Origin of the sequence: Kribbella qitaiheensis (assembly GCF_042657745.1) — a bacterium.
Classification (GTDB): domain Bacteria; phylum Actinomycetota; class Actinomycetes; order Propionibacteriales; family Kribbellaceae; genus Kribbella; species Kribbella qitaiheensis.
Map to the genome: position 1 here is coordinate 76414 of NZ_JBHSKE010000060.1, position 20496 is coordinate 96909.

Sequence of the window (20496 nt, forward strand, 5' to 3'; positions counted from 1 at the left end):
TCCTTCGCTGCCGAGCGGATCGGCGCCTAAATCGTGACGACCAGACCACCGAGTGCAGCGAAAGTATGGGAAAGGGCTTTCCTCGTCAATACCCCAGCGCTCGAATGATCAAATTCGATCAACAACGGAACTCCGACGATCAAAGTTCCATTCACCGGACCCACCACACACCTCACCGTGCGTAGTTTCAGCCGCCGCCTTTCAGCGCCCCGACCAACATGTACAAGGACTCGTTCAGGCTCCCGATCGACAACTGCTCCTCGGGGTCTGCCTCGTCCGCGATCCGGTCGATCTCCTCGATCCCCTTCTCCGCTCGAGCGATCCGCTGCTCCAGGGTGCCCTTGTCCGAGACGGCAGCTGAGTACGCCTTGAGGGCCTCGATCATCTCCGCCGAGGGAGGGGGCCGTCTTCATGCTCGAGCAGATCGTCAAGCATTGCGATATCCCAGCCGGCCCGCTCGCGATCGCCTGCCACCGCCCTGTCGACCAGTGTCCGCAACCTCTCAGTCTCCGCCCGCAACTCGTCCGTGCTGAGCCCACTCCCCGTAGCATCGAACACCCGCGAGAACTCGATCTCGAACTCCTGGTACTCCACCGACAATCCCGTTCCAATCAACTCTCGCGCTCAGGCCCCTGCCGCTGCTGTCCGGCCTGCGGGCCGGAGCGACGAGAACCTTGCTGATCGGCACTCAACACCTTGGCCGCAGACAGCGGAGCCGTCCCACCAAGCCCAGCCCGCATCGCCTGCTGCAAATCCCCCGACCGCGAGGCTGGTGCGCCACTTGGACCGGCGTCAGTCTGTTGCGCTGACTGCTGGGGCTGAGCCTGCTGGGCTTGCTGTTTCTCGGGACCGAGGTGGCGATTGGTCTCCGGCGCCGGCTGAGCCCAGACCTTCTGGATCGCGCGGACTTCCTGATAGCCCGCTTCTGCTGCCGCGCCGCCGGCTACGGCCGCCTGACGGCGTTGGGTGTCGGGATCCTTGGACGTCGCGTTCTCGATCTCGGCGAAGGCAGGTTTCATTGCCTCCGCGATTCGCTGGATCGATGCCTGTCGCTGATCAGAAGGCACCAAACCCGGCAACTTGCTGTTGTCGTAGATAGCGGCCGCGGCAACCGGGAACTTCTGCTCCGCGTTCGCGACCGCCATCCGGCGGACTACTTCGTCGCTGCCGAGACCGGACCGGTTGCCGACATGATCGGCGAATGCCTGGGCACCCGGCAGATAGCGCTTGTAGATCTCGGCGGTCGGCACGTCCTTGATGCCGGGGGCGATCTCCTCCAGTCCGAGGTCATCGATGTAGTCATCGAGCTTCTTGAGGCTGTAAAGCTCGGTGAAGCTCTCCTCCGCCAGCCGACCGGACGGCTTGTTGTACTCCTGCTGCCCCTGGAAGTGATCAGTCCCACGGTCTGCAAGCACATGAACGTTCTCGTGCAGGACTGTCTTCAGCGCCTTGCGGTAGCTCCGCAGAGTTGCTCGGTCCTGATTGTGGACGCGCGCGTTGCTGAACATGTCCCGCAGTGGTTCGGACACGTTCGCTTCGCTGTAGCGAATCGTGTGATCCCACTCCGCCAACCCGTCGACAGGTTCGCTCGGATTGGTAGGGCCGAGCTTTCCGTTCCAGGACGAGTGGTCGGCTCCGGTGACGCGAACAGCCGCTCGGGCCTGCTCGGCCATCAGCTCCCTGTAGCTGCTGACCTTGGCCATCCTCAGTCTGCGTTCTCCAACGCGCCGATCAACATGTGCAGCGACTCATTGAACTGCAGGATCGAGCTTTCTTCCTCGGGGTCAGCGGTTCGTGCGATCCGAGCGATCTCCGTGATGCCGGCCTCCGCACGCGCGATGCGTTCGGCCGGCGTCCCGTCGCTCGACGTGGCGTCCGCGTACGCCTGGTTGGCCGCGAGGACCGCCTCGGACGGCGGCGGGCCGGGGTCGGTGGAGAGAACGTTCTCGAGCATTGCGACTGCGTGGCCGGCCTCTTCGCGGTCGTCGGGATCCTCAACCTGCGCGGATAGTTGCCGCAGTCGCTGGACCTCTACCCTCAGCGCCTCGGTACTCAGATCGGATTGCGCCGCCTCGACGACCCGCTGGTACTCCGCATCGAACTGGTCGTAGTCCATTAGGAGCTCCTGGTTGGGGCGGTGGCGTCCGTTGGCTGCAGGGCTGTGCTGAGCATGTAGAGCGACTCGTTCAGGTTCATGATCGCCGCTTCCTCGCTTGGTCCGGCCGCCTCCGCGATCCGGCCGATCTCGGCCATCCCAGCCTCCGCCCGCGCGATCCGCTCCTGCGGGGTGCCGCCGGCCGCACGGGCTGCGGCGTGGACCCGGATCGCCTCCATCATCGCCGGAGAGATCGGCGCCCCCCCTCGGCGAGGATGCCTTCGAGGTCGGCGATCCGGTTTTCGGCGGAGCGGCGGTCGCGGGGGCTCTCGATGGCGGCCGCGAGGTCTTTAAGGCGGGCTACATCCGGAGCGAAGTCTGCCGAGGGCTTGTTGGTGTCCAAGGCGTCGAAGACCGTCCTGTACTCCGCTTTGAACTGTTCGTAGTCCATCGGACTCTCCCCGTGATCGTCGGTGTCCAAATCTAACCCGTGACTAGGGCCTGGCTGTGATGGTGAGGGCGCCGCAGGAGACTCGGGTTTTCAGGGTGGGGAGGAGGGAGAGGTGTTGGGTGGCTGGGGTACGGCCGGGGGCGGCTCGGAGTTTTCGGAGGAGGAGTTCGCAGGCGGTTTCGCCGATCATCAACTTGGGTGGGCAGACGGCGGTGAGGGGGACGGCGGCCAGAGCGGCGGTCTCGTCGTTATAGGCGATCACCGAGAGGTCCTCGGGGATCCGCAGGCCTCGCTCCATCGCGCGTTCGACCAGGCGGGCCGCGTGCTCGTCGGAGTGCACCAGCATGGCGCGGGCGCCGTACGACTCGCACTCGTCGAGGAACGCGTCCAGTTGCGCGATCGTGTCCGGGTCCTCGCCGCGGGCCGGGAGCACCACCGGGGAGATCAGCAGGTCGACGCCGAGCGCTTCCGCCGCCTGCGCGATCCCCTGCCGCAGCCAGTACGCCGTGACGCTGGCGTTGAGGTTGATGCCGATCCGGGCGTGGCCGAGCGAGCGGAAATGCCGCAGCGCGAGCATCGCTCCATAGGCGTGATCCGTGCGGACGTGGTCGTACTCGTGCTCCGTGTGCGGGAAGCCGAACGCCCGTTCCATCAGCACCACCGGTACGTCGATTCCGTCCAGCCTCGACCCGACCTCGGCGGCGCGCTCGTCCCCGAGGGCCGTGCTGAGGAGCAACCCGGCGACCCCGATGCCGAGGACCTTCTCGAGCCGCTCCTGCTCCACCGCCACGTCGTACCCGGAGACCCCGAGCACCAGGCGAGCGCCGTACCGGTCGGCCATCGCCTCGGCGCCGCGGATCACGTCGGTGTAGTAGAACGTGGAGCTCGGTACGACGATGCCGATGGTCAGCTGGCTGCCCTGGCTCGGTCCGGCGGCGGGACTCGTGCCGATGGCGCCCCCGTGCACCCGGCGCAGCAGTCCGGCAGAATCCAGCTCCGCGAGGTCCCGGCGTACTGTGATCGCGGAAACGCCGAGTTCCGCGGACAGCTCGGCCACCCGGAGCCGGCCGTGGCGGCGCAGGCTGCGCAGGATCAGCTCGTGGCGCTCCGGTGCAAGCATGCGGGACCCCCGGGGACTGTTATCCGGATGTGATTGTTTGTGATCATACGATCATGACTGCCGAAGCGAGGACTGCCGACGTGAGGGATGGCCTGTGAGCGACACCGCCGGAGGCGGCCGGACCAACGCGGTGCTCTCGAAGCTCTCGCTGATCGGCGACCTGCTGATGCTGCAACTGGTGTTCCTGCTCTGCAGCGTCGGCGTGGTCACGCTCTACCCGGCCGCCTTCGCGCTGCAGCGGGTGCTGCCGTACGCGATCGGCCAGGAGCACCCGTCGCTGATGAGGCGGTTCTGGAGCGAGTTCAAGTGGGCCTTCCGCCGCTTCTGGGCGGCCGGCCTCGCCCTGTACGTCGGCAGCATCGCCCTGGCGTTCGGGTTGCTCTTCTGGGTCTCCACGGACGGCCCGGTCCGGATCTTCGCGCTGGCGGTGCTCGTCCCGCTCACCGGGATGATCGTGGGGCTCTACCTCAGCGCGCTCGCCGTCCTCCCCGACGAGCCGGAGGACAGTACTGCGAAGAGCCTGTTCCGCGCGGCCAACCTCTTCCTGCTCAGGCGGTCACTCGCTGTCGCGGGCGGCGTGATCGGCCTCGCCACCTGGTTCCTGCTGCTGGCCAAACTGCCGACCCTGTTCGTCATCGGTTCGGGCCTCGTCCCGGCGCTGATCGCGTACTGGATCTCCCGCACCACAACCACTCGGCCGAAAAAAGATCCGGGGGACGTGTCAATCTGAGCCCATCTGGTTCGACGTGTCAGTGAAAGGCCCACCGGACCAGAAGGAGAAACCCCGATGTACGCGACGACCGAAACCCTGGCGACGACGCCGGCCGCGCAGGGCGGCCGCTCGCGCTGGCTGGCCCTCTACGTTCTCTGCGCCGGCATGTTGATGATCGTGCTCGACGTGACCGTGGTGAACGTGGCGCTGCCGGCCATCCAGGACGACCTCGGCTTCACCAGTTCCAGCCTCGCGTGGGTGGTGAACGCGTACCTGATCGCCTTCGGCGGCCTGCTCCTGCTGGCCGGCCGGCTCGGCGACCTGGTCGGGCGGCGGACCATCTTCGTCAGCGGCCTGACCGTCTTCACCGTCGCCTCCGTGTGGTGCGGCCTGGCCGGATCCCAGGAGATGCTGGTCGCGGCCCGCTTCGTCCAGGGCGTCGGCGGCGCGCTGACCTCCGCGGTGATCCTCGGCATGATCGTGACGCTGTTCCCGGAGCCGCGGGAGCAGGCCAAGGCGATCGGCGTCTACGCGTTCGTCGCGTCCGCCGGCGGTTCGATCGGTCTGCTCGCCGGCGGCGTGCTGACCCAGGCGATCAACTGGCACTGGATCTTCTTCGTGAACCTGCCGATCGGCCTGGTCACCGGCCTCCTGGCGGTCAAGCTGATCGAGAAGGACAAGGGCCTCGGGATGGGCCGCGGCACCGACGTACCGGGGGCCGTGCTGATCACCGCCGCGCTGATGGTCGGCGTGTTCACCATCGTCAAGCCGGGCGCCGAGCTCGGCTGGACCGCACCGCGGACGATCGCCCTGGGCCTGCTGACGCTGACCCTGCTGGCCTGCTTCATCGTCCGCGAGGCGACCGCGGCCAACCCGCTGGTCCCGCTGCGGATCTTCAAGTCCCGCAACCTGACCGGCGCCAACCTGATCCAGGCGCTGTCCGCCTCCGGCATGTTCGGCATCTTCTTCCTCGGCTCGCTCTACCTGCAGCGGGTGCTCGGCTACGACGCCCTGGAGATCGGCCTGGCGTTCCTGCCGACCACGGTGCTGATGGGCCTGCTGTCGGTCCGCTACTCGGAGAAGCTGGTGATGCGGTTCGGCGCACGCCGCCCGCTGATCGCCGGTCTGGCACTGATCGTGGTCGGCCTGGCGCTGTTCACCCAGGCTCCCGTCGGCGGCAACTACTTCGTCCACGTGCTGCCGGTGCTGGTCCTGCTGGGTCTGGGCGGCGGCATCTGCTTCCCGGCGCTGATGGGCCTGTCGATGGCCGACGTGAAGCCCGAAGACGCGGGACTCGCGTCCGGTCTGGTCGGTACCACCGCCGAGGTCGGCGCCGCGCTCGGACTGGCCGTGCTGGCCACGCTGTCCGCGACTCGCACCGAGACCCTCGCGGCCGCCGGCAAGCCCGCGCTGGAGGCCCTGACCAGTGGCTTCCACCTCTCGTTCGCGGTGGCCGCGGTGATCGTCGCGACCGCCGTGGTGATCGCCTGCACCGTGATGCGCCCGGCGCCCGAGACCTCGGCCTCCGCGGTCGAGAAGTCCGGCGACGAGCTCACCCTCGACGCCGCCTGACGAACACCAGTACTGCGGAACGCCCCACGCGGGGAGTTCCGCAGTACTGGCGTGTCGGGATGGTTGTCCACAGGGTGGGAGGCGGAGGTCGTCTTCTGTCCGGGGGATAGGGAAGGATGTGCGGTGCGGCGAGCGGGGCAGAATGCTCGTCTGTCATCGGACGTAGAGGGGATGCGGGACAGTGGTGTTGCAGTCGGTCGAGCAGAGGATCGCCGCGGAGCTGGAAGTCGGCGTGGGACAGGTTCGGGCCGCCGTGGGCCTGCTGGACGAGGGCTCGACGGTTCCGTTCATCGCGCGGTACCGCAAAGAGGTCACCGGGGAGCTCGACGACGCGCAACTGCGCACCCTGGAGGAGCGCCTGCGCTATCTGCGTGAGCTTGAGGAGCGCCGCCAGACCGTGCTCGAGTCGATCGAGAGCCAGGGCAAGCTGGACGACGCGCTGAAGGCCTCGATCCTCGCCGCGGAGACGAAGTCGCGGCTGGAGGACATCTACCTGCCGTTCAAGCCGAAGCGGCGGACCAAGGCGATGATCGCCCGCGAGGCCGGGCTGGAGCCGCTGGCGGACGGGCTGCTGGCCGACCCGTCGGTGCCGCCGCTGGCCGCCGCGACGGTGTTCGTGAACGACGAGGTGACCGACCCGCAGGCCGCCCTCGACGGCGCCCGGGCGATCCTGGTCGAGCGGTTCGCCGAGGACGCCGACCTGATCGGCGGGCTGCGCGAGCGCCTGTGGACCCGCGGCCGGCTGGCCTCGAAGGTCCGCGACGGCAAGGAGACCGACGGCGCGAAGTTCTCGGACTACTTCGACTTCGACGAGCCGTTCACGAAGATGCCGTCGCACCGGATCCTGGCGATGTTCCGCGGCGAGAAGGAAGAGGTGCTCTCGCTGACCGTGGAGCCCGCTCCGGCCGGCGAGGAGCAGGTCGACGGACCGACGGAGTACGAGGCGACCATCGCGCGCAAGGTCGGCGTCGAGAACCAGGGCCGTCCGGCCGACCAGTGGCTGGTCGAGACGGTCCGCTGGGCCTGGCGGACGAAGATCCTCGTGCATCTCGGCATCGACCTGCGGACCCGGTTGCGGCAGACCGCCGAGGACGAGGCCGTCCGGGTGTTCGCGGCCAACCTGCGCGATCTCCTGCTCGCCGCCCCGGCCGGCACACGCGCCACGATGGGGCTCGACCCGGGCTTCCGGACCGGCGTCAAGGTGGCGGTCGTGGACGCCACCGGCAAGGTCACCGCGACCGGCGTGATCTACCCGCACGTCCCGCAGAACCAGTGGGACAAGTCGATCGCCCAGCTGGCCGCGCTGGCCGCCGCGCACAAGGTCGACTTGATTGCCATCGGCAACGGGACGGCGTCGCGGGAGACGGACAAGCTCGCCGCCGAGCTGATCGCGAAGCACCCGGAGCTCAAGCTGACGAAGGCGGTCGTCTCCGAGGCGGGCGCGTCGGTGTACTCGGCGTCGGCCTTCGCCTCGCAAGAGCTTCCCGGCATGGACGTATCGCTCCGCGGCGCCGTGTCGATCGCGCGGCGGCTGCAGGACCCGCTGGCCGAGCTGGTGAAGATCGACCCGAAGTCGATCGGCGTCGGGCAGTACCAGCACGATCTCCCGGAGAACTCGCTGTCCCGGTCCCTCGACGCGGTGGTCGAGGACTGTGTGAACGCGGTCGGCGTCGACCTGAACACCGCGTCCGCGCCGCTGCTCACCCGGGTCTCCGGTATCACCCCGGGCCTGGCGGAGAACATCGTCGTCCACCGCGACCAGAACGGGCCGTTCAAGTCGCGGACCGCGCTGAAGCAGGTGCCGCGGCTCGGCCCGAAGGCGTTCGAGCAGGCGGCCGGGTTCCTCCGGATCCCCGACGGCGCCGACCCGCTGGACTCCTCCAGCGTTCACCCCGAGGCGTATCCGGTGGTCCGGCGCATGCTCGACGCCACGGGTCAGGAGCTGAAGTCGCTGATCGGGTCCTCCGCGCTGAAGTCGCTCAAGGCGGCCGACTTCGTGGACGACATGTTCGGTCTGCCGACCGTGACGGACATCCTGGCCGAGCTGGAGAAGCCCGGCCGTGACCCGCGGCCCGCGTTCAAGACCGCGACCTTCGCCGAGGGCGTCGACAAGATCGCCGATCTGAAGCCGGGCATGCGGCTGGAGGGCCAGGTCACCAACGTGGCGGCCTTCGGCGCGTTCATCGACATCGGCGTTCACCAGGACGGCCTGGCGCACGTCTCCGCGCTGTCCAAGAACTACGTCAAGGACCCGCGCGAAGTCGTCAAGCCCGGCGACATCGTCAAGGTCAAGGTCCTCGAGGTCGACATCCCCCGTCAGCGCATCTCCCTCACCCTCCGGCTCGACGACGAGCCCGGTGCCCCGACCTCAGGCGGCCGCGGCGGCGAAGGCCGCTCCGCCCGCTCCGGCGGCGGTCGCGGCGGTCAGAGCGGAGGCCAGGGCGGAGGCCAGGGCCGTGTCCCCGGCGGAGGCCAGGGTCGCGGCCCCGGCGGTGGCGGCGGTCGTGGTCCCGGCGGCAGCGGTGGCCAGGGCCGTGGTTCTGGCGGCAACCGCGGCGGTCAGAACACCGGCAACCAAGGCGGCAAGCAAGCCGAAACCCCCATGGACGAAGGCTCCCTAGCCGACGCCTTCCGCAAAGCCGGCTTCACCGTTCGCTAACCCCTCAACCTCCACCCCGGCCGGCAACCCCCAGGTTGCCGGCCGGCAGTCGTGGTCATCGACCCCGGCTCTTGGGGCACTGCGGACAACTGGTGTCCGCAGTGGCCACAACGCGCCATCCCGGGGACGAAGGTTCTAGCGCAGGTCTTCCAGGTGACCGCCGGGGTCGCCGAGGTGGACGGCTGTGGCCTTGGGCTGGTAGCCGATCCGGCGGTAGATACGGTCGGCGCCGTCGTCACCCGGAGTCAGCCAGGCCAGGGTCGCGCGGCCGAGCTCGAACGCCTGCTGGGTGGCGTAGGCGGTCGCCAGCGCGCCGAAGCCGCGCCGCTGGTGCGAGTGCAGCGTGCCGACGCCGGCGATCTCCGTCACGCCGTCCGCGACGGCCGTCCAGGACGCGGTTGCCACCGGTACGCCGTCCAGTCGGATGAGTACGGCGGCTCCGTTCGCGGGCTCGGGCTGGAACGGAGCGTCGGTGTCCGTCGTCTCGTAGGCGTCTGCGGCTACTGCGTTCGCGGCGTCCTGCTCCTCTGCCGTGGTCACCACCGAGGCGGTGACGTCTTCGGGGAACTCGGGCAGTTGCAGATCGCCGGGCTCGACGACCAGCAGCGGTGGACGCGACACGATGGTCATGCCTTCAGCTGCGAGGGCTTCTGCCAGGCCGGGGTTGGCCTCGTCGATCAGTTCGACGTGCAACCAGCGTCCTTCCGCGGCGAAGGCCTTGCGGATCGTCTCCACCGCCCACGGCACTTCGGTCGCGTCGAAGGGCGTGCCGGGGTCGGCAGCCACCGCGCCGGAGAGGAACCAGACCTCCTCGTCGTGCAGCAACCCGACCAGCGGACCGGCCACGATCTGCCGCCGCGAACGAGCCAACCCTTGCAATTGAGCGGACGCGATCCGCGCGGCAATCTCCACCCCAAAACCCTAACCGCGCCCCCAACCACCTGCGCACCCTTTCCGGCAGTAGTCACACGGCGGTGGTCAGTCGGCGAGGAGGAGTAGGTCTAGGAGGCGGTTGAGGTCGGATTCGGTGGGTGGGGTTGAGAGGAGGGGGGTGAGGGCTTCGAGGGTGGTGAGGAGTTGGCGCTCGACGGAGCGGCGGGTGCGGCCCTGGGATGAGGCGAGGGTTGCGATCACCTTGGTCGCCCGAGGTGAGGCAGCCAGCAGTTCAGTCGAGGCCGCGGAGGAGGTTCCGCCAGGAACTCCGCCGGGGGTTCCGACTGAGCTTCCTGTGGCGGCGACGAATGGCGGGGGGTCGTCTTCGAGGGTTACCTGGAGGTGGGCGCCTAGGGCTGTGGCTAGGCGGGCTAGGGCTGACAGCGTGGGGTTGCCGCGGCCGTTCTCCAGGTTGGCTATGTAGGGGACGGAGAGACCGGCGTCGACCGCGACAGAGGCGATCGTGCGGCCGGCGGCCTTGCGGCGGTCTCTCAGTTCAGCGCTCAGGTCCACAGCCGACAATCTATCCTGAGAAAATACTCTTGCCAAGAATTCTTCTGTGGAGATAGTTTCACCGCGTGAGGACCCTGGCGCATCGTGACTTCCGGCGGCTCTGGATCAGCAACGGAGTGTCGGGGATCGGCTCCTGGTTGCTGGTCGTGGCGATCCCGTTCCACGTCTTCCAGTTGACCGGTTCCGCCGTCGCGACCGGGCTGACGCTCGCACTGGAAGCACTCCCCGCCTTGATCGTCGGCCCGTGGGCCGGCGTACTGCTCGATCGCTGGAACCTCTCGCGCGCGATGTGGCTCGCGGATCTCGCCAGCGCCGCGGCCGTCGCCTTGATCCTGTTCGCGGATTCGGCGGAACGCGTCTGGCTCGTCTACATCGCCGTGCTGGCAGAGAATCTGGCCATCACCGTATTCCGCCCCGCCGCCCGCGCCCTGACCCCGATAGTCGTTGGCACCGGCAAGGAACTCGCCGCCGCCAACGCCCTCACCGCCGTCTCCGGCAGCGTGATCCGCCTGACCGCACCACCCCTCGGTGCCCTACTGCTCGCGGGCCCAGGCATCGAATTCGTCGTAGCAGTCGACATCGCCAGCTATTTGTTGTCCGCAGCAATCATCGCCACCATCAGCCGCCGCGTCAGGCCAGAACCCCAACCAGGCAACGGCTTCAGCCAACTCAAGCAAGGACTCCGGTACGTCGGACGCAGCAAGGTGCTCCGCGGAATCCTGCTGGCCAACGGCGTCTTCCTCACCGCCAACGCCGGGTTGACCGCGCTCCTCGTCCCGTTCACGGTCGACCGCCTCAACGCACCGGGTTACGCCGTCGGCTACCTCATCTCGGGACTAGGCGTGGGGTATCTCCTCGGCGCGGCGATCAGCTCGAGATCCCTTACCTGGCTGGGAGTCCGCGACCTCCTGGTCGCCACCCAGATCGCCACCGGCTGCGCCTTCTTCGCCCTGGTGAACGCGCCCAGCCTGCCGTCGGCGATCGTGGCCACGGCTCTGATCGGACTCCCCGGCAGCGTGCTGCTGATCACCGCCGAGACCACCGTCCAGCGGATCTCGCCGACCGAATTGCTCGGACGGATCGGCGCACTCTTCTTCGCCGTCGATTCCCTCACCGTCGTCATCGGTGCCCTGGCCGCCCCCGCCCTGACGACACTCGCCGGCCTACCGCTGACGCTCAACCTGCTGGCTGCGTTCGCAGTACTGGCCGCGCCTGTGACGCTGTTCGCAGTACCGTCTCATCCGGCGCACCTGACCCGGATGAAGCTGACTAAGGGCCGATCGGGAAGTGTCGGACCAGAGTAGTCAGTAGGTGGCCTTCGGATAGGCGCAGACTGAACTCGGCGAACATCGCGTGCAGCTCGCCGAGGTCCCGCGCCAAGTCCAGCGCGACCAGATCCAGCCGGTCGGTCGTCAACCCCACGCTCATCCGATCAAGGCTTCGCGGGAGTCGTACGTCGCGCGGGCGGTGGCGATCTCGTTCTGGTGCTTCTCGGTCCAGGTGACGAGCGCCTGGATCGTGTCGTGCAGCGTGACGCCGAGCGGGGTGAGCTCGTAGACCACCCGTGGCGGCACCACCGGGTGGACCGTGCGCCGGACCAGGCCGTCGCGCTCCAACTGGCGCAGCGTGACGGTCAGCATGCGCTGGCTGATCCCGTCGATCGTCTTCTTCAACTCGGTGAAGCGCAGCACGCGGTTGTCCAGCAGCGCGATCACCAGCAGGGACCACTTGTCGCCGATCCGGTCCAGGATCTGCCGGACGTCGCAGTCCTCGCGGGTGTCCCACTGGAACGCGTCCTCGGTGCACTCGGAGTGACTCGGTTCCTTTGAAGTGCCTTCTTCCACAATCCCTGATGGTTCCTCAGGATGGGATCAGTTACAAGAGGTAACCGACCACACCGGCGAGAACCGCCAGGATCTGAGGAGAGCCACGTGCCAGCCACCACCGCCCACGACCGCCTGACCGGCCGGGCCTGGGCCGTCCTGTTCGTACTCTGCGGCGCGATCTTCCTGGAGGGCATCGACGTCTCGATGATGGGCGTCGCGCTGCCCTCCATCCGGGCCGAGCTCGGTCTGTCCACCAGCGAACTGCAGTGGATCGTCAGCGGCTACGTGCTCAGCTACGGCGGCTTCGTGCTGCTCGGCGGACGTGCGGCAGACCTGCTTGGCAGGCGGCGGATGTTCATCGGCTGGCTGGTCGTGTTCCTGGCCTTCTCCGGGCTCGGCGGCTTCGCGACCGAAGGCTGGGTATTGATCCTGGCCCGCTTCGTCACCGGCATCGCCGCCGCCTTCATGACGCCGGCCGGCCTGTCCATCATCACCGACGACCTACCCGGAGGGCCCGCAACGCAACAAGGCCCTGCTCGTGTACGCCGGTACCGCGGCCGGCGGGTTCTCCCTCGGCATGGTGGCGGGTGGTCTCCTCACGGCCATCGACTGGCGCTGGGTCTTCTTCGCCCCGGTGGTCCTGGCGGCGGTGATTCTCGTCGCGGCGATCGCCCTGATCCCACGGGAGGCCGCGCCCATCAAGACTGCCGGCGGGTTCGACCTGGGCGGAGCGCTCACGTTGACCGGGTCGATGCTGCTGCTCGTGTCGACCGTCGTACGAGCACCCGACGTCGCCGCCGGCCAGACGGCCGTGACGCTCGTGGCCGGCCTGGCGTTGCTCGGGCTGTTCGTGCTGATCGAGCAGCGGGTGGCGTCGCCGCTGATCCGGCTGGGCATCCTGCGCAGTGGCCCACTGGTGCGGGCGAACCTCGGCGCGGTCCTGCTCGTCGGCTCGTTCGTCGGGTTCCAGTTCATCGCCGTGCTCTACCTGCAGGAACTGCGGAACTGGTCCGAGCTCGAGACCGGTCTGGCGTTGATGGTGATCGGGATCGACTCGGTGCTGGCCCCGACGCTGACTCCGTGGCTGGTGAATCGCTTCGGGAACGGCCGGATCGTGTTCGGTGGCTTCACCTTCGCCGCGGTTGCGTACGCGCTGTTCCTGCCGCTGGGTGCGGACTGGAGTTACGCAGCGATGCTGCCGACGCTGATTCTCCTGGGGCTGGCCTTCTCCCTGGCCTACGGACCGCTGACGATCGCCGCCACTGACGGAGTCGTCGAGGAGGAACACGGACTGGCCAGTGGAGTGCTGACGACGTCCTTCCAGTTCGGGTCGGCTCTGGGGCTGGCAGTTGTGGCCGCCGTGCTCGCGGCGGCGGACGACCTGACGGTTGAGGGCTTCCGCTCGGCACTGCTGGTACCGCTGGTCGCTGCCGCTCTCGGCCTGCTCGCCGCACTGCCAGGGCTGACCAGAAGGCCCGCTCCACAGCCGGCAGCCTGAGCAATATCGGCGTCCTACCGAACCGGTGGGGCGCCGATTTGTCTTTGTGTGTCCGGTCGGCTGCCGAGCGTTAGCAGGAAGCCCTACATTTCCGCCTCGAGCCGATAAGGCAAGGCGTTACCCGAATCGTTATGAGCAAATTACTGCAAACATTCTTGACAGCGCCAGACGGCTGGGCCGAAACCGCTCCCGGCCGCTCTGACCAGCGGTTTCACCGCTGCGGCCGGGTCGCGTAAGGCCTCTGTAAAGGTCCTTGCCAGTCTATTCCGGGGGACGACTTTTTGAGGTGTTCTTTCCTTAAGCAACGCGGACCCGTGAGTATCGATCACCGGCTACCTCACCGCCGGAATCTTCGTACGTGTGGGCCGTCCGGATATTACTTGAGAGCTGAAGGACCGCTGATGACCGAGTCGTTCGAGACCACCGCTTCGCACCGCCGTGTGCGGGTCTGGTTCGGCGCTCACCCGATCGCGGATCACACCGCCGACGCGGACCAGGCCGCGCAGTACGAAGAGGCCATGCGCCGCCGGTTCGCCTCCCTCCGGGTGACCAGCGAGCCCGTTCTCGTCGGCAGCACGACCGCCCCGGAGCGGGCTCTATGACCACCCGCCCGACGCTGCTCGGCTACGTCCGGGCCGACGCGCTCAGCTGCGCCGAGGAGCTCGCCGCGGCGACCGACTCGCTCGTCGAGTTCGCCTACGCCGAGGGCTACACCCTCGGCACGGTGTACACGGAGCGTGACGCCGCCCAGTCCGCCGCGTTCAACGCGCTGCTGGACGAAGTGAAGCGGACGGATGTGCGCGCGGTCGTCGTACCGACGCTGCAGCACCTCGGATCGGTCGGTACGCCGGCCGCGATGCAGCAGCACCTCGAGTTCCACCAAGCCCAGGCATGGGCGGTCGACACGAGATAACCCCTCAGCAAGCGGAGCTGACGTCTTGACCCCTGCATCGGCGTCGGTTCCGCTCTCCACCTCCACAGCTGCACCGGGAAGCCGGGCGGTAGTGGACCAATCAAGGCCCCACCGGCTGCTACCGGTGGGGCCTTGTCGTTGTGTTCGCGGTACTGCGACCAGCCGGGTCAGGCGGTGATCTTGTAGCCGTAGCGCTTCATCACCGCGGCGACGCCCTCGGTGAAGCTCCCGGTCTCCGGCAGCTTGAACTTCACCTGTACCTTCCGCAGAACCCGCTGGAAGTGCAGGTGCCAGGGAACCCCGGCCGGCGGAATCGTCTCGGCCCTGGTGATCGCGCCGACCTTCGGATGCGCGGCCCAGGCGACCACCCGGGCGCGGTCGGCACCCCAGACGCCGTTCATCGCGTCGTGGGTGCTCGCGTACGACATCGCGCCGAGCGAGATCGTCGAGTCCGGCACAGCCACCGGGACGGGAGCCGGGTGTGCCTTCAGGTACAGCTCCCAGGTCATCCCGTAACAGCCGGGCGGGCCGTCGTCCTTGCCGCGATTGGCCAGACCGTTCCGGCGGCGCCTGTACTCCGCGACCTGGATCGCCGCGCCCCGGGACAAGTCCTTGTCGCCGCAGGCGATCGCGTGCACGTGGTACGGCCAGCGGCCCTGGGCGGGTGTCCGCAACCACGCGGCGAACCCGACCTGGCGGAGGGCGAGCACGACGGCCTTGCGCTGCGCGGGCGCGAGCTCGGCCACGTCGATGTCGACCGCGCCGCCGCCGTCATGGGTGCCGGCCGAGGCCTCGACGCCACCCTTGTTGTAGGAGCCCTGCATGATCTTGAACTTCGACCGGTACTGCTTCTCCGCCGCCTGGACCATCGCCACCGTGCGCTTGTTCAGCGCGAACCCGCGCCAGACGATCCTTGCCTCAGGCATCTGATTTCCCGAGCAGGAAGTCCGCGTCCTCCGCGGCGCCGAGAGCCTCCAGCTCATCCAGGTCGTCGTCGGTCAGTTCATCGTCGAGGATCTCGTCGAAGACGTCCGACATCGCCCATTCCCCTTCCCCCTTGACGTCCGGCCGCCTCCCCCGGCGACCGGAATCGCCTTTCAGGGTAGGGTCTGCGGGTTCATCCGTCCACGCAGAGTGGGCACTTGTATGAGGAAGGTCAAGTTTTCTCGCCAGGCCGGGTGTGAGGTCCCGATGGTGGGGTACGACATAAGAGTCCCGCGGTTCAGTCGGCCCCATTCGGGCATGGGTGGCGCTCACCGAGCCGCGAGTTCTCCCACTGAGGGGCGGGAGAACGACCGACGGCGGCGGGCGTATCCCACGGTACGCCCGCCCCCTGGCCGCCCCCTGGCCGCCCATCGTGACCACTGGACCGCAGGGCTGTGGACAGAAGTGTCAGGCGGCTAGGCCTACCGAGGCGCCGCCGTCTACGAGGAGCTGGGTGCCGGTGATCCACTGCGCCTGGTCGGAGACGAGGAAGCCGACTGCTTCCGCGATATCGGTGGGGATGCCTGCGCGGCCCAGCGGCGTACCGGCTGTGATCGCCTCGACCGGGATGCCGGCCGCGTCGGCCAGGTCCTGGCGGATCTTGTCAGCCCCTGGGGTCGCCACGTTGCCGGGGATGACGACGTTGAGGCGGACGCCCTGCGGCGCGAGTTCGGCCGCGAGGGTCTGGCTGTACTTCTCCAGCGCCGCCTTGGCGCCCGCGTAGTGCGCCAGCGCGGGAACCACGTCGAGCGTGACCGCGGAGGAGATGTTCACGATCGCCCCCTTGCTGTCGAGCAGCGCGGGCAGCAGCCGTGAGGTGACCCAGACCGCACTCAGGTACGACGAGTTCAGCGCCGACTGCCACTCCTCGTCGGGGATCGAGGCGGTGCCCTTCGGGTGCGCCTGACCGGAGGCGGCGTTGTTGACGAGGATGTCGAGCCCGCCGTCGAAGTACTGGAGTGTCTCCGCGGCGAGGCGGGTCGCGCCGTCCGCAGTACCGAGGTCTGCCTGGATGTAGTGGACGCCCTCGGGAAGGTTGTCGACGGGGGTGCGGGAAGTGGTGGCGACGGACGCGCCGCCCGCCAGGAGCTTGGCGACGATCGCCGCGCCGATCCCGCGGGTACCGCCTGTGACGAGTGCGCGCTTGCCTTGCAGTGAGTTATTGACCATACGGTCCAGTAAAGCCTTTCAGGACCGATCGGTCAAATAAGTCGGTATGCTGGCCGTCATGGGCAGGCCGAGGAAGTTCGACGAGCAGCAGGTACTGCGGGCGGCGCGTGACGAGTTCTGGCGGAAGGGCTACGCGGCCACCTCGCTGGACGACCTGATGAATGCGACCGGGCTCGGCAAGGGCAGCCTGTACGGCGCGTTCGGCGACAAGCACCAGTTGTTCCTCAAGGTGCTGAGCTCCTACGCCAACGAGACGGCGGAAGGCGTCTGCGGAGCAGTGGCCCGCGGCGATCGCGCGATCGAGGTGTTGCGCAGCTTCTTCGTCCCGGGTCCGCAGGACGCAGTCGCCGAGCACCACGGGCCGGTGGCGGCCAGCCGGGGATGCTTCCTCGCGAACAGTTCCACCGAGCTGGCCGCGCGGGACCCCGAGGTGACGGGACACGCGCGGGCGACGTACCAGGCGGTGGAGGACTGCTTCACCCACGCGGTGGCGCAGGCGGTCGCCGACGGGGATCTGCCCGAGGACACGAATCCGCGCGAGCTCGGCCGGCTGCTGCTCACGATCCAGCAGGGGTTGCAGTTCCTGACGAAGACCGAGATGACGGCCGAGGCGATGCGGGAGATCGGCCGCGCGACGGTCGACAGGTTGCTGCCGCTGCCTGCTCCGGTGAGCTAGAGGGCCGACGCGACGAAGAGGTAGCGGTTGAGGCTGAAGAAGTAGCCCGCGCCGAGGCCGCGGAGGTCGTTCGCCCAGGCCTGGGCATCCTGCTCGGTCAACTCCGCCCGGCCGGGGACGAAGCCCGCGACGATGTCGATCAGGCCCGCGCTGTACGTCCGTGGGTCGAACCCCACGTTCAGCATCGGGACCACCTGCAGATGGGTGAGGGTGAAGCCGGCCTTGTCCAGCGAGTCCCCGAGCGAGCGCGGCAGGTGCGGGTCCTCGAGGTGCTGCTCGAACGCGGCCAGCACCCGGCGCATCCGGACATCGTCGTTCGACCGCCAGACGGTCGACCCCCAGTCGGTGTCCAGCAGGATCACCCTGCCGGCGGGCCGTAGTACGCGGCGGATCTCGTCGAGCGCGCCCGCCACGTCCTCGACGTACTCGAAGACCTGGGTGGAGACGACCACGTCGAAGCTCTCGCCGCCATGCGGGATACGGCCGGCGTCGGCCAGTTCCAGCTCGACCGCCGGTCCGCCGGGCACCTGAGCGCGGGTGCGGGCGATCGTCAGCATGCTGTCGCTGATATCGATCCCACAAACCCGGCCCTGCGGCCCGACCTCGGCCGCCATCTCGGCCGCGAGCAACCCGGGCCCGACGCCGACGTCGAGGACGCGGTCCCCGGGCCGGAGTGCCAGCGCGGTGCGCACCACCCGGCGCTGTTCGATCACGTCAGGGGTTGTGTAGACCGACTCGATCTGTCGCGATACCTCGGGATCGAACTGCAAGTTACTCATTCCCCGGTCCTTCGCTTTCCGCCCATGCACCACATCATCGTCCGCACCGCGCCGAACGGGGAGGCCCGGCACTCCGGTTCGTTAAATCCTCCGAACCAGGCGTCACCTGGCGTCGCAGATCGGTTACGATCACGACTGCCGCGCTGACCGTTTTCCCTTCGGATGGAGCCATCGATGACCGACGACGCCGCCACGCGTGAACGCCTGCAACTGGATCGGCCGCACGGTGCCCGGGTGTACGACTACTTCCTTGGTGGCAAGGACAACTTCGCGATCGACCGGCAGGCGGCCGAGCATCTGCTCGAGGCCTTCCCGGGGTTCCGGACGGCGGCGCTGTCCAACCGGATGTGGATGCACCGCGCCGCGCGGTACGCGGCCGAGCAGGGCATCACGCAGTTCCTCGACATCGGCACCGGCATCCCCACCAGCCCGAACCTGCACGAGGTCGTGCAGGAGGTGGCGCCCGAGGCACGCGTCGTCTACGCGGACAACGACCCGATCGTGCTGAGCCACTCGCGGGCGCTGCTGACCAGCGGCCCGGAGGGCAAGACCGCATACCTCGAGGCCGATGTCACCGACCCGCGCTCGATCATGGAGTCGGACGAGGTCCGGGAGACTCTCGATCTCAGCAAGCCGGTCGCGCTGAGCCTGGTCGGCGTGTTCCACTACCTGCCCGACGCGCTGAAGCCGTACGACCTGGTCAGGCAACTGGTCGAGCCGCTGGCTCCGGGCTCGTTGCTGATCTTCTCGCACTGCACGCCGGACTTCGCTCCCGAGCTGTGGGAGCGAGCGATCCAGGTCTACAAGGCCGACGGCGGCGACGCCCAGGTCCGGAGCAAGGAAGAAGTCACCAGGTTCTTCGACGGTCTCGAGCTGGTGGAGCCGGGAGTGTCCGTGCCGTTCCAGTGGCACCCGGACCAGCAGACCCAGGACCTGGTGGCGAAGGGCGAGTTCACCGACGTGATGTGCAGCCTGTGGGTGGGCGTCGCCAAGAAGCCGTGATCCTCACCTTTGCGTCTGCGGCATGATCGAACTGCCGCAGACGTTTCTCGACATGCCTCGCTGGTGGACCGATGGCAAGGCCTGGCTCGAGGGACTGCCCGCCGCCGTACAGGCTCAGTGTGAGGCGTGGAACCTGCAGGTCGACGGCGAGCTCGCACACGGTTCCAACGCGATCGCGGTACCGGTCGAGCGGGACGGCGAATCGCTCATCCTGCGCATGTCGCCGCCGGGTGCCGAGGTGCTCGATCAGGTCCGTGCGTTGCGATGGTGGGACGGGCGCGGAATGGTCCGCCTGTACGACGCGGACGCCGGCCGCGGGGCGATGCTCCTCGAGCGACTGGGCGAACCGCTGAGCACCCGTCCCGTCGGGGAGGCAGTCGCGGTGATGGGTCGGCTGATGCGCCGGCTTGCCGTTCCCGCCCCCGCGGACGCGCACTCCACGGCCCAGATCGCCGCCAATCGGAGCGCCCAACTCGAGGACCAATGGAATGCCCTCGGGCGCCCGTTCGACCAGCACTTCCTGGCCGCCGCACTCGAGGTGGCACCCGCCCTGGCCCGCAGTACTGCGGACTCGGCTGTGAACGGAGACCTGCACGCAGACCAGGTACTCCGGGGCACGCGCGAGGCGTGGCTCGCGGTCGACCCAGTGCTCTATCGAGGCGACATCGAGCACGACCTGGCCCGGATCCTGTGGACCCGGGTCGACGAGATGGCGGATGCGGCCGAGATCGTCGGCCACTTCGACACCGTCGTGACGGAGGCCGTGCTCGATCGGGAGTACGCCCGCGACTGGGTCGTCTTCCGCACGGTGGACTACTGGCTGTGGGGGCTGAACGTCGGGCTGACGGAGGATCCGATCCGCTGCCACCGGGTACTGACCGCCTTCCTCGACTGACCAGTGATGCGTCGGCCGCTGATCCGTCGCGGTGGTAGAACGGAAAGCGATCGATGGGGTGCTGGTGCCTGTGCGCGGACCGGTCGTCGTCGTTGCCCTTGTCCTTGTCCTGGCGGGTTGTTTCCCCGGCTCGAGCGACCACGCGACCACCGAGGTGGACGATCTCGCTAGCGGACTAGGCCGTGCACCTCAAGGTCAGTGGGCTGAAAGCCGGCGAGAGCGTCGAGGTCGGAACGCAGGGGATCGATGTCAGCGGCAAGCAGTGGCACGGACAGGCGACCTTCACCGCGGACGACCAGGGCGCGATCGACCTCAACCACGCGACCCCGTCGAACGGCACCAACCAGACCGTCGACGGGATGGGCCTCTTCACAACCGGGTTACCTGCTGCTGTTGTGGGTTGCGCCCTCGGGCGTTGGAGGGGTAACCCACAACTGGAGCGGGTAACCCCTCTCGTTTTGCGCGCGGGGTGCGGCTGGGCGGGCGGCGGCGAGCACCGCTGGCGGGTCGTTCGCCGGCTGGCGGCTTGTATGGCGCCAGCGGCCGAACAACCCGTCATCGGACGGGTCGGGCCGCCGTGGTGCCGGTGGCCGTGTGGTTGTGGGGACCTCGGACACCTTGTGGGGATCGCGGGAGCCTGTTGCTCTTTGGTTGGCTGGCGTGGGATGCGGTCAGCTCGAGGTTCAGGTGTTGGGGGG

General features: G+C 68.2%; 25 protein-coding genes and 1 pseudogene. 12 read left to right on the forward strand and 14 right to left on the reverse strand.

Annotated features, from left to right (window positions below):
• Positions 1–187: 187 nt before the first annotated feature.
• Genes ACFPJ1_RS35345 through ACFPJ1_RS35375 form a run of 7 tightly spaced genes read right to left on the reverse strand, consistent with a single transcriptional unit; the run spans position 188 to position 3666 of the window.
• Positions 188–385 (reverse strand): hypothetical protein, encoded by a 198-nt coding sequence (locus ACFPJ1_RS35345; RefSeq protein ID WP_380110651.1) that lies wholly within the window; start codon positions 383–385, stop codon positions 188–190.
• Positions 382–594 carry a hypothetical protein gene (locus ACFPJ1_RS35350; protein WP_380110652.1) on the reverse strand — a complete coding sequence of 71 codons (213 nt, stop codon included), beginning with the start codon at positions 592–594 and terminating at the stop codon, positions 382–384. Before ACFPJ1_RS35350 ends, ACFPJ1_RS35345 begins: the two co-directional genes overlap by 4 nt.
• Positions 595–611: 17 nt before the next feature.
• A complete protein-coding gene (locus ACFPJ1_RS35355) occupies positions 612–1703 on the reverse strand; it encodes a hypothetical protein (RefSeq protein ID WP_380110653.1) in 1092 nt (363 codons plus the stop codon).
• Between the two features lie 2 nt (positions 1704–1705).
• A complete protein-coding gene (locus ACFPJ1_RS35360) occupies positions 1706–2116 on the reverse strand; it encodes a hypothetical protein (protein ID WP_380110654.1) in 411 nt (136 codons plus the stop codon).
• Positions 2116–2337 carry a hypothetical protein gene (locus ACFPJ1_RS35365; RefSeq protein ID WP_380110655.1) on the reverse strand — a complete coding sequence of 74 codons (222 nt, stop codon included), beginning with the start codon at positions 2335–2337 and terminating at the stop codon, positions 2116–2118. The genes ACFPJ1_RS35360 and ACFPJ1_RS35365 overlap by 1 nt, the downstream gene beginning before the upstream one ends.
• Entirely contained in the window at positions 2334–2546 is a 213-nt protein-coding gene (locus tag ACFPJ1_RS35370) for a hypothetical protein (RefSeq protein ID WP_380110656.1), read from the reverse strand. The genes ACFPJ1_RS35365 and ACFPJ1_RS35370 overlap by 4 nt, the downstream gene beginning before the upstream one ends.
• A gap of 43 nt (positions 2547–2589) precedes the next feature.
• A complete protein-coding gene (locus tag ACFPJ1_RS35375; RefSeq protein WP_380110657.1) occupies positions 2590–3666 on the reverse strand; it encodes a substrate-binding domain-containing protein in 1077 nt (358 codons plus the stop codon).
• Positions 3667–3760: 94 nt separating this feature from the next.
• Between ACFPJ1_RS35375 and ACFPJ1_RS35380 the strand changes: the two genes are divergently transcribed.
• The 3 genes from ACFPJ1_RS35380 (at position 3761) to ACFPJ1_RS35390 (ending at position 8609) form a co-directional block, all read left to right on the forward strand.
• Positions 3761–4396, forward strand: a complete 636-nt coding sequence (locus ACFPJ1_RS35380) for a YesL family protein (RefSeq protein ID WP_380110658.1) — start codon at positions 3761–3763, stop codon at positions 4394–4396.
• 57 nt (positions 4397–4453) lie between these two features.
• Positions 4454–5950, forward strand: coding sequence for a DHA2 family efflux MFS transporter permease subunit (locus ACFPJ1_RS35385; protein ID WP_380110659.1), 1497 nt, complete (start codon positions 4454–4456; stop codon positions 5948–5950).
• A 181-nt stretch (positions 5951–6131) separates the two neighbouring features.
• Positions 6132–8609: a Tex family protein gene (locus ACFPJ1_RS35390; protein WP_380110660.1), complete on the forward strand. Its 2478-nt coding sequence runs from the start codon at positions 6132–6134 to the stop codon at positions 8607–8609.
• 135 nt (positions 8610–8744) lie between these two features.
• On the opposite strand, the gene ACFPJ1_RS35395 is transcribed toward ACFPJ1_RS35390, so the two are convergent.
• Entirely contained in the window at positions 8745–9521 is a 777-nt protein-coding gene (locus ACFPJ1_RS35395; protein ID WP_380110661.1) for a GNAT family N-acetyltransferase, read from the reverse strand.
• Between the two features lie 66 nt (positions 9522–9587).
• Positions 9588–10055: a helix-turn-helix domain-containing protein gene (locus ACFPJ1_RS35400; protein WP_380110662.1), complete on the reverse strand. Its 468-nt coding sequence runs from the start codon at positions 10053–10055 to the stop codon at positions 9588–9590.
• A gap of 65 nt (positions 10056–10120) precedes the next feature.
• Between ACFPJ1_RS35400 and ACFPJ1_RS35405 the strand changes: the two genes are divergently transcribed.
• Positions 10121–11359: an MFS transporter gene (locus ACFPJ1_RS35405; RefSeq protein WP_380110663.1), complete on the forward strand. Its 1239-nt coding sequence runs from the start codon at positions 10121–10123 to the stop codon at positions 11357–11359.
• Here ACFPJ1_RS35405 and ACFPJ1_RS35410 read toward each other — a convergent pair.
• A complete protein-coding gene (locus ACFPJ1_RS35410; protein ID WP_380110664.1) occupies positions 11325–11483 on the reverse strand; it encodes a hypothetical protein in 159 nt (52 codons plus the stop codon). The genes ACFPJ1_RS35405 and ACFPJ1_RS35410 overlap by 35 nt on opposite strands.
• Positions 11480–11899, reverse strand: coding sequence for a winged helix-turn-helix transcriptional regulator (locus ACFPJ1_RS35415; RefSeq protein ID WP_380110665.1), 420 nt, complete (start codon positions 11897–11899; stop codon positions 11480–11482). Before ACFPJ1_RS35415 ends, ACFPJ1_RS35410 begins: the two co-directional genes overlap by 4 nt.
• Positions 11900–12088: 189 nt before the next feature.
• Here ACFPJ1_RS35415 and ACFPJ1_RS35420 point away from each other — a divergent pair.
• From ACFPJ1_RS35420 to ACFPJ1_RS35435, 4 genes and pseudogenes are all read left to right on the forward strand, one after another.
• Positions 12089–12319 (forward strand): annotated as a pseudogene (locus tag ACFPJ1_RS35420) (MFS transporter); the annotation flags it as partial.
• Positions 12320–12419: 100 nt separating this feature from the next.
• The gene (locus ACFPJ1_RS35425; RefSeq protein ID WP_380110666.1) at positions 12420–13379 is read left to right on the forward strand and encodes an MFS transporter; all 960 of its coding nucleotides are present in this window, start codon (positions 12420–12422) and stop codon (positions 13377–13379) included.
• Positions 13380–13780: 401 nt separating this feature from the next.
• The gene (locus tag ACFPJ1_RS35430; RefSeq protein ID WP_380110667.1) at positions 13781–13981 is read left to right on the forward strand and encodes a hypothetical protein; all 201 of its coding nucleotides are present in this window, start codon (positions 13781–13783) and stop codon (positions 13979–13981) included.
• Positions 13978–14292 (forward strand): hypothetical protein, encoded by a 315-nt coding sequence (locus ACFPJ1_RS35435; protein ID WP_132288179.1) that lies wholly within the window; start codon positions 13978–13980, stop codon positions 14290–14292. The genes ACFPJ1_RS35430 and ACFPJ1_RS35435 overlap by 4 nt, the downstream gene beginning before the upstream one ends.
• A gap of 167 nt (positions 14293–14459) precedes the next feature.
• Here ACFPJ1_RS35435 and ACFPJ1_RS35440 read toward each other — a convergent pair whose 3' ends face one another.
• Both ACFPJ1_RS35440 and ACFPJ1_RS35445 read right to left on the reverse strand, forming a co-directional pair.
• On the reverse strand, positions 14460–15218 hold the full coding sequence (locus tag ACFPJ1_RS35440) for a hypothetical protein (protein WP_380110668.1): 759 nt from the start codon (positions 15216–15218) through the stop codon (positions 14460–14462).
• 466 nt (positions 15219–15684) lie between these two features.
• Positions 15685–16446: an oxidoreductase gene (locus ACFPJ1_RS35445; protein ID WP_380110669.1), complete on the reverse strand. Its 762-nt coding sequence runs from the start codon at positions 16444–16446 to the stop codon at positions 15685–15687.
• Positions 16447–16504: 58 nt separating this feature from the next.
• On the opposite strand from ACFPJ1_RS35445, the gene ACFPJ1_RS35450 reads away from it, so the two are divergent.
• Positions 16505–17122 carry a TetR/AcrR family transcriptional regulator gene (locus ACFPJ1_RS35450; protein ID WP_380110670.1) on the forward strand — a complete coding sequence of 206 codons (618 nt, stop codon included), beginning with the start codon at positions 16505–16507 and terminating at the stop codon, positions 17120–17122.
• Here ACFPJ1_RS35450 and ACFPJ1_RS35455 read toward each other — a convergent pair.
• Entirely contained in the window at positions 17119–17901 is a 783-nt protein-coding gene (locus ACFPJ1_RS35455; RefSeq protein ID WP_380110671.1) for a methyltransferase domain-containing protein, read from the reverse strand. The genes ACFPJ1_RS35450 and ACFPJ1_RS35455 overlap by 4 nt on opposite strands.
• 174 nt (positions 17902–18075) lie before the next feature.
• Between ACFPJ1_RS35455 and ACFPJ1_RS35460 the strand changes: the two genes are divergently transcribed.
• The 3 genes from ACFPJ1_RS35460 to ACFPJ1_RS35470 all read left to right on the forward strand — a co-directional run.
• Positions 18076–18903 carry an SAM-dependent methyltransferase gene (locus tag ACFPJ1_RS35460; protein ID WP_380110672.1) on the forward strand — a complete coding sequence of 276 codons (828 nt, stop codon included), beginning with the start codon at positions 18076–18078 and terminating at the stop codon, positions 18901–18903.
• A gap of 22 nt (positions 18904–18925) precedes the next feature.
• Positions 18926–19798, forward strand: coding sequence for an aminoglycoside phosphotransferase family protein (locus ACFPJ1_RS35465; protein WP_380110673.1), 873 nt, complete (start codon positions 18926–18928; stop codon positions 19796–19798).
• Positions 19799–19980: 182 nt separating this feature from the next.
• On the forward strand, positions 19981–20496 hold a 516-nt coding region (locus tag ACFPJ1_RS35470; RefSeq protein ID WP_380110674.1), incomplete at its 3' end, for an acyl-CoA thioesterase/BAAT N-terminal domain-containing protein.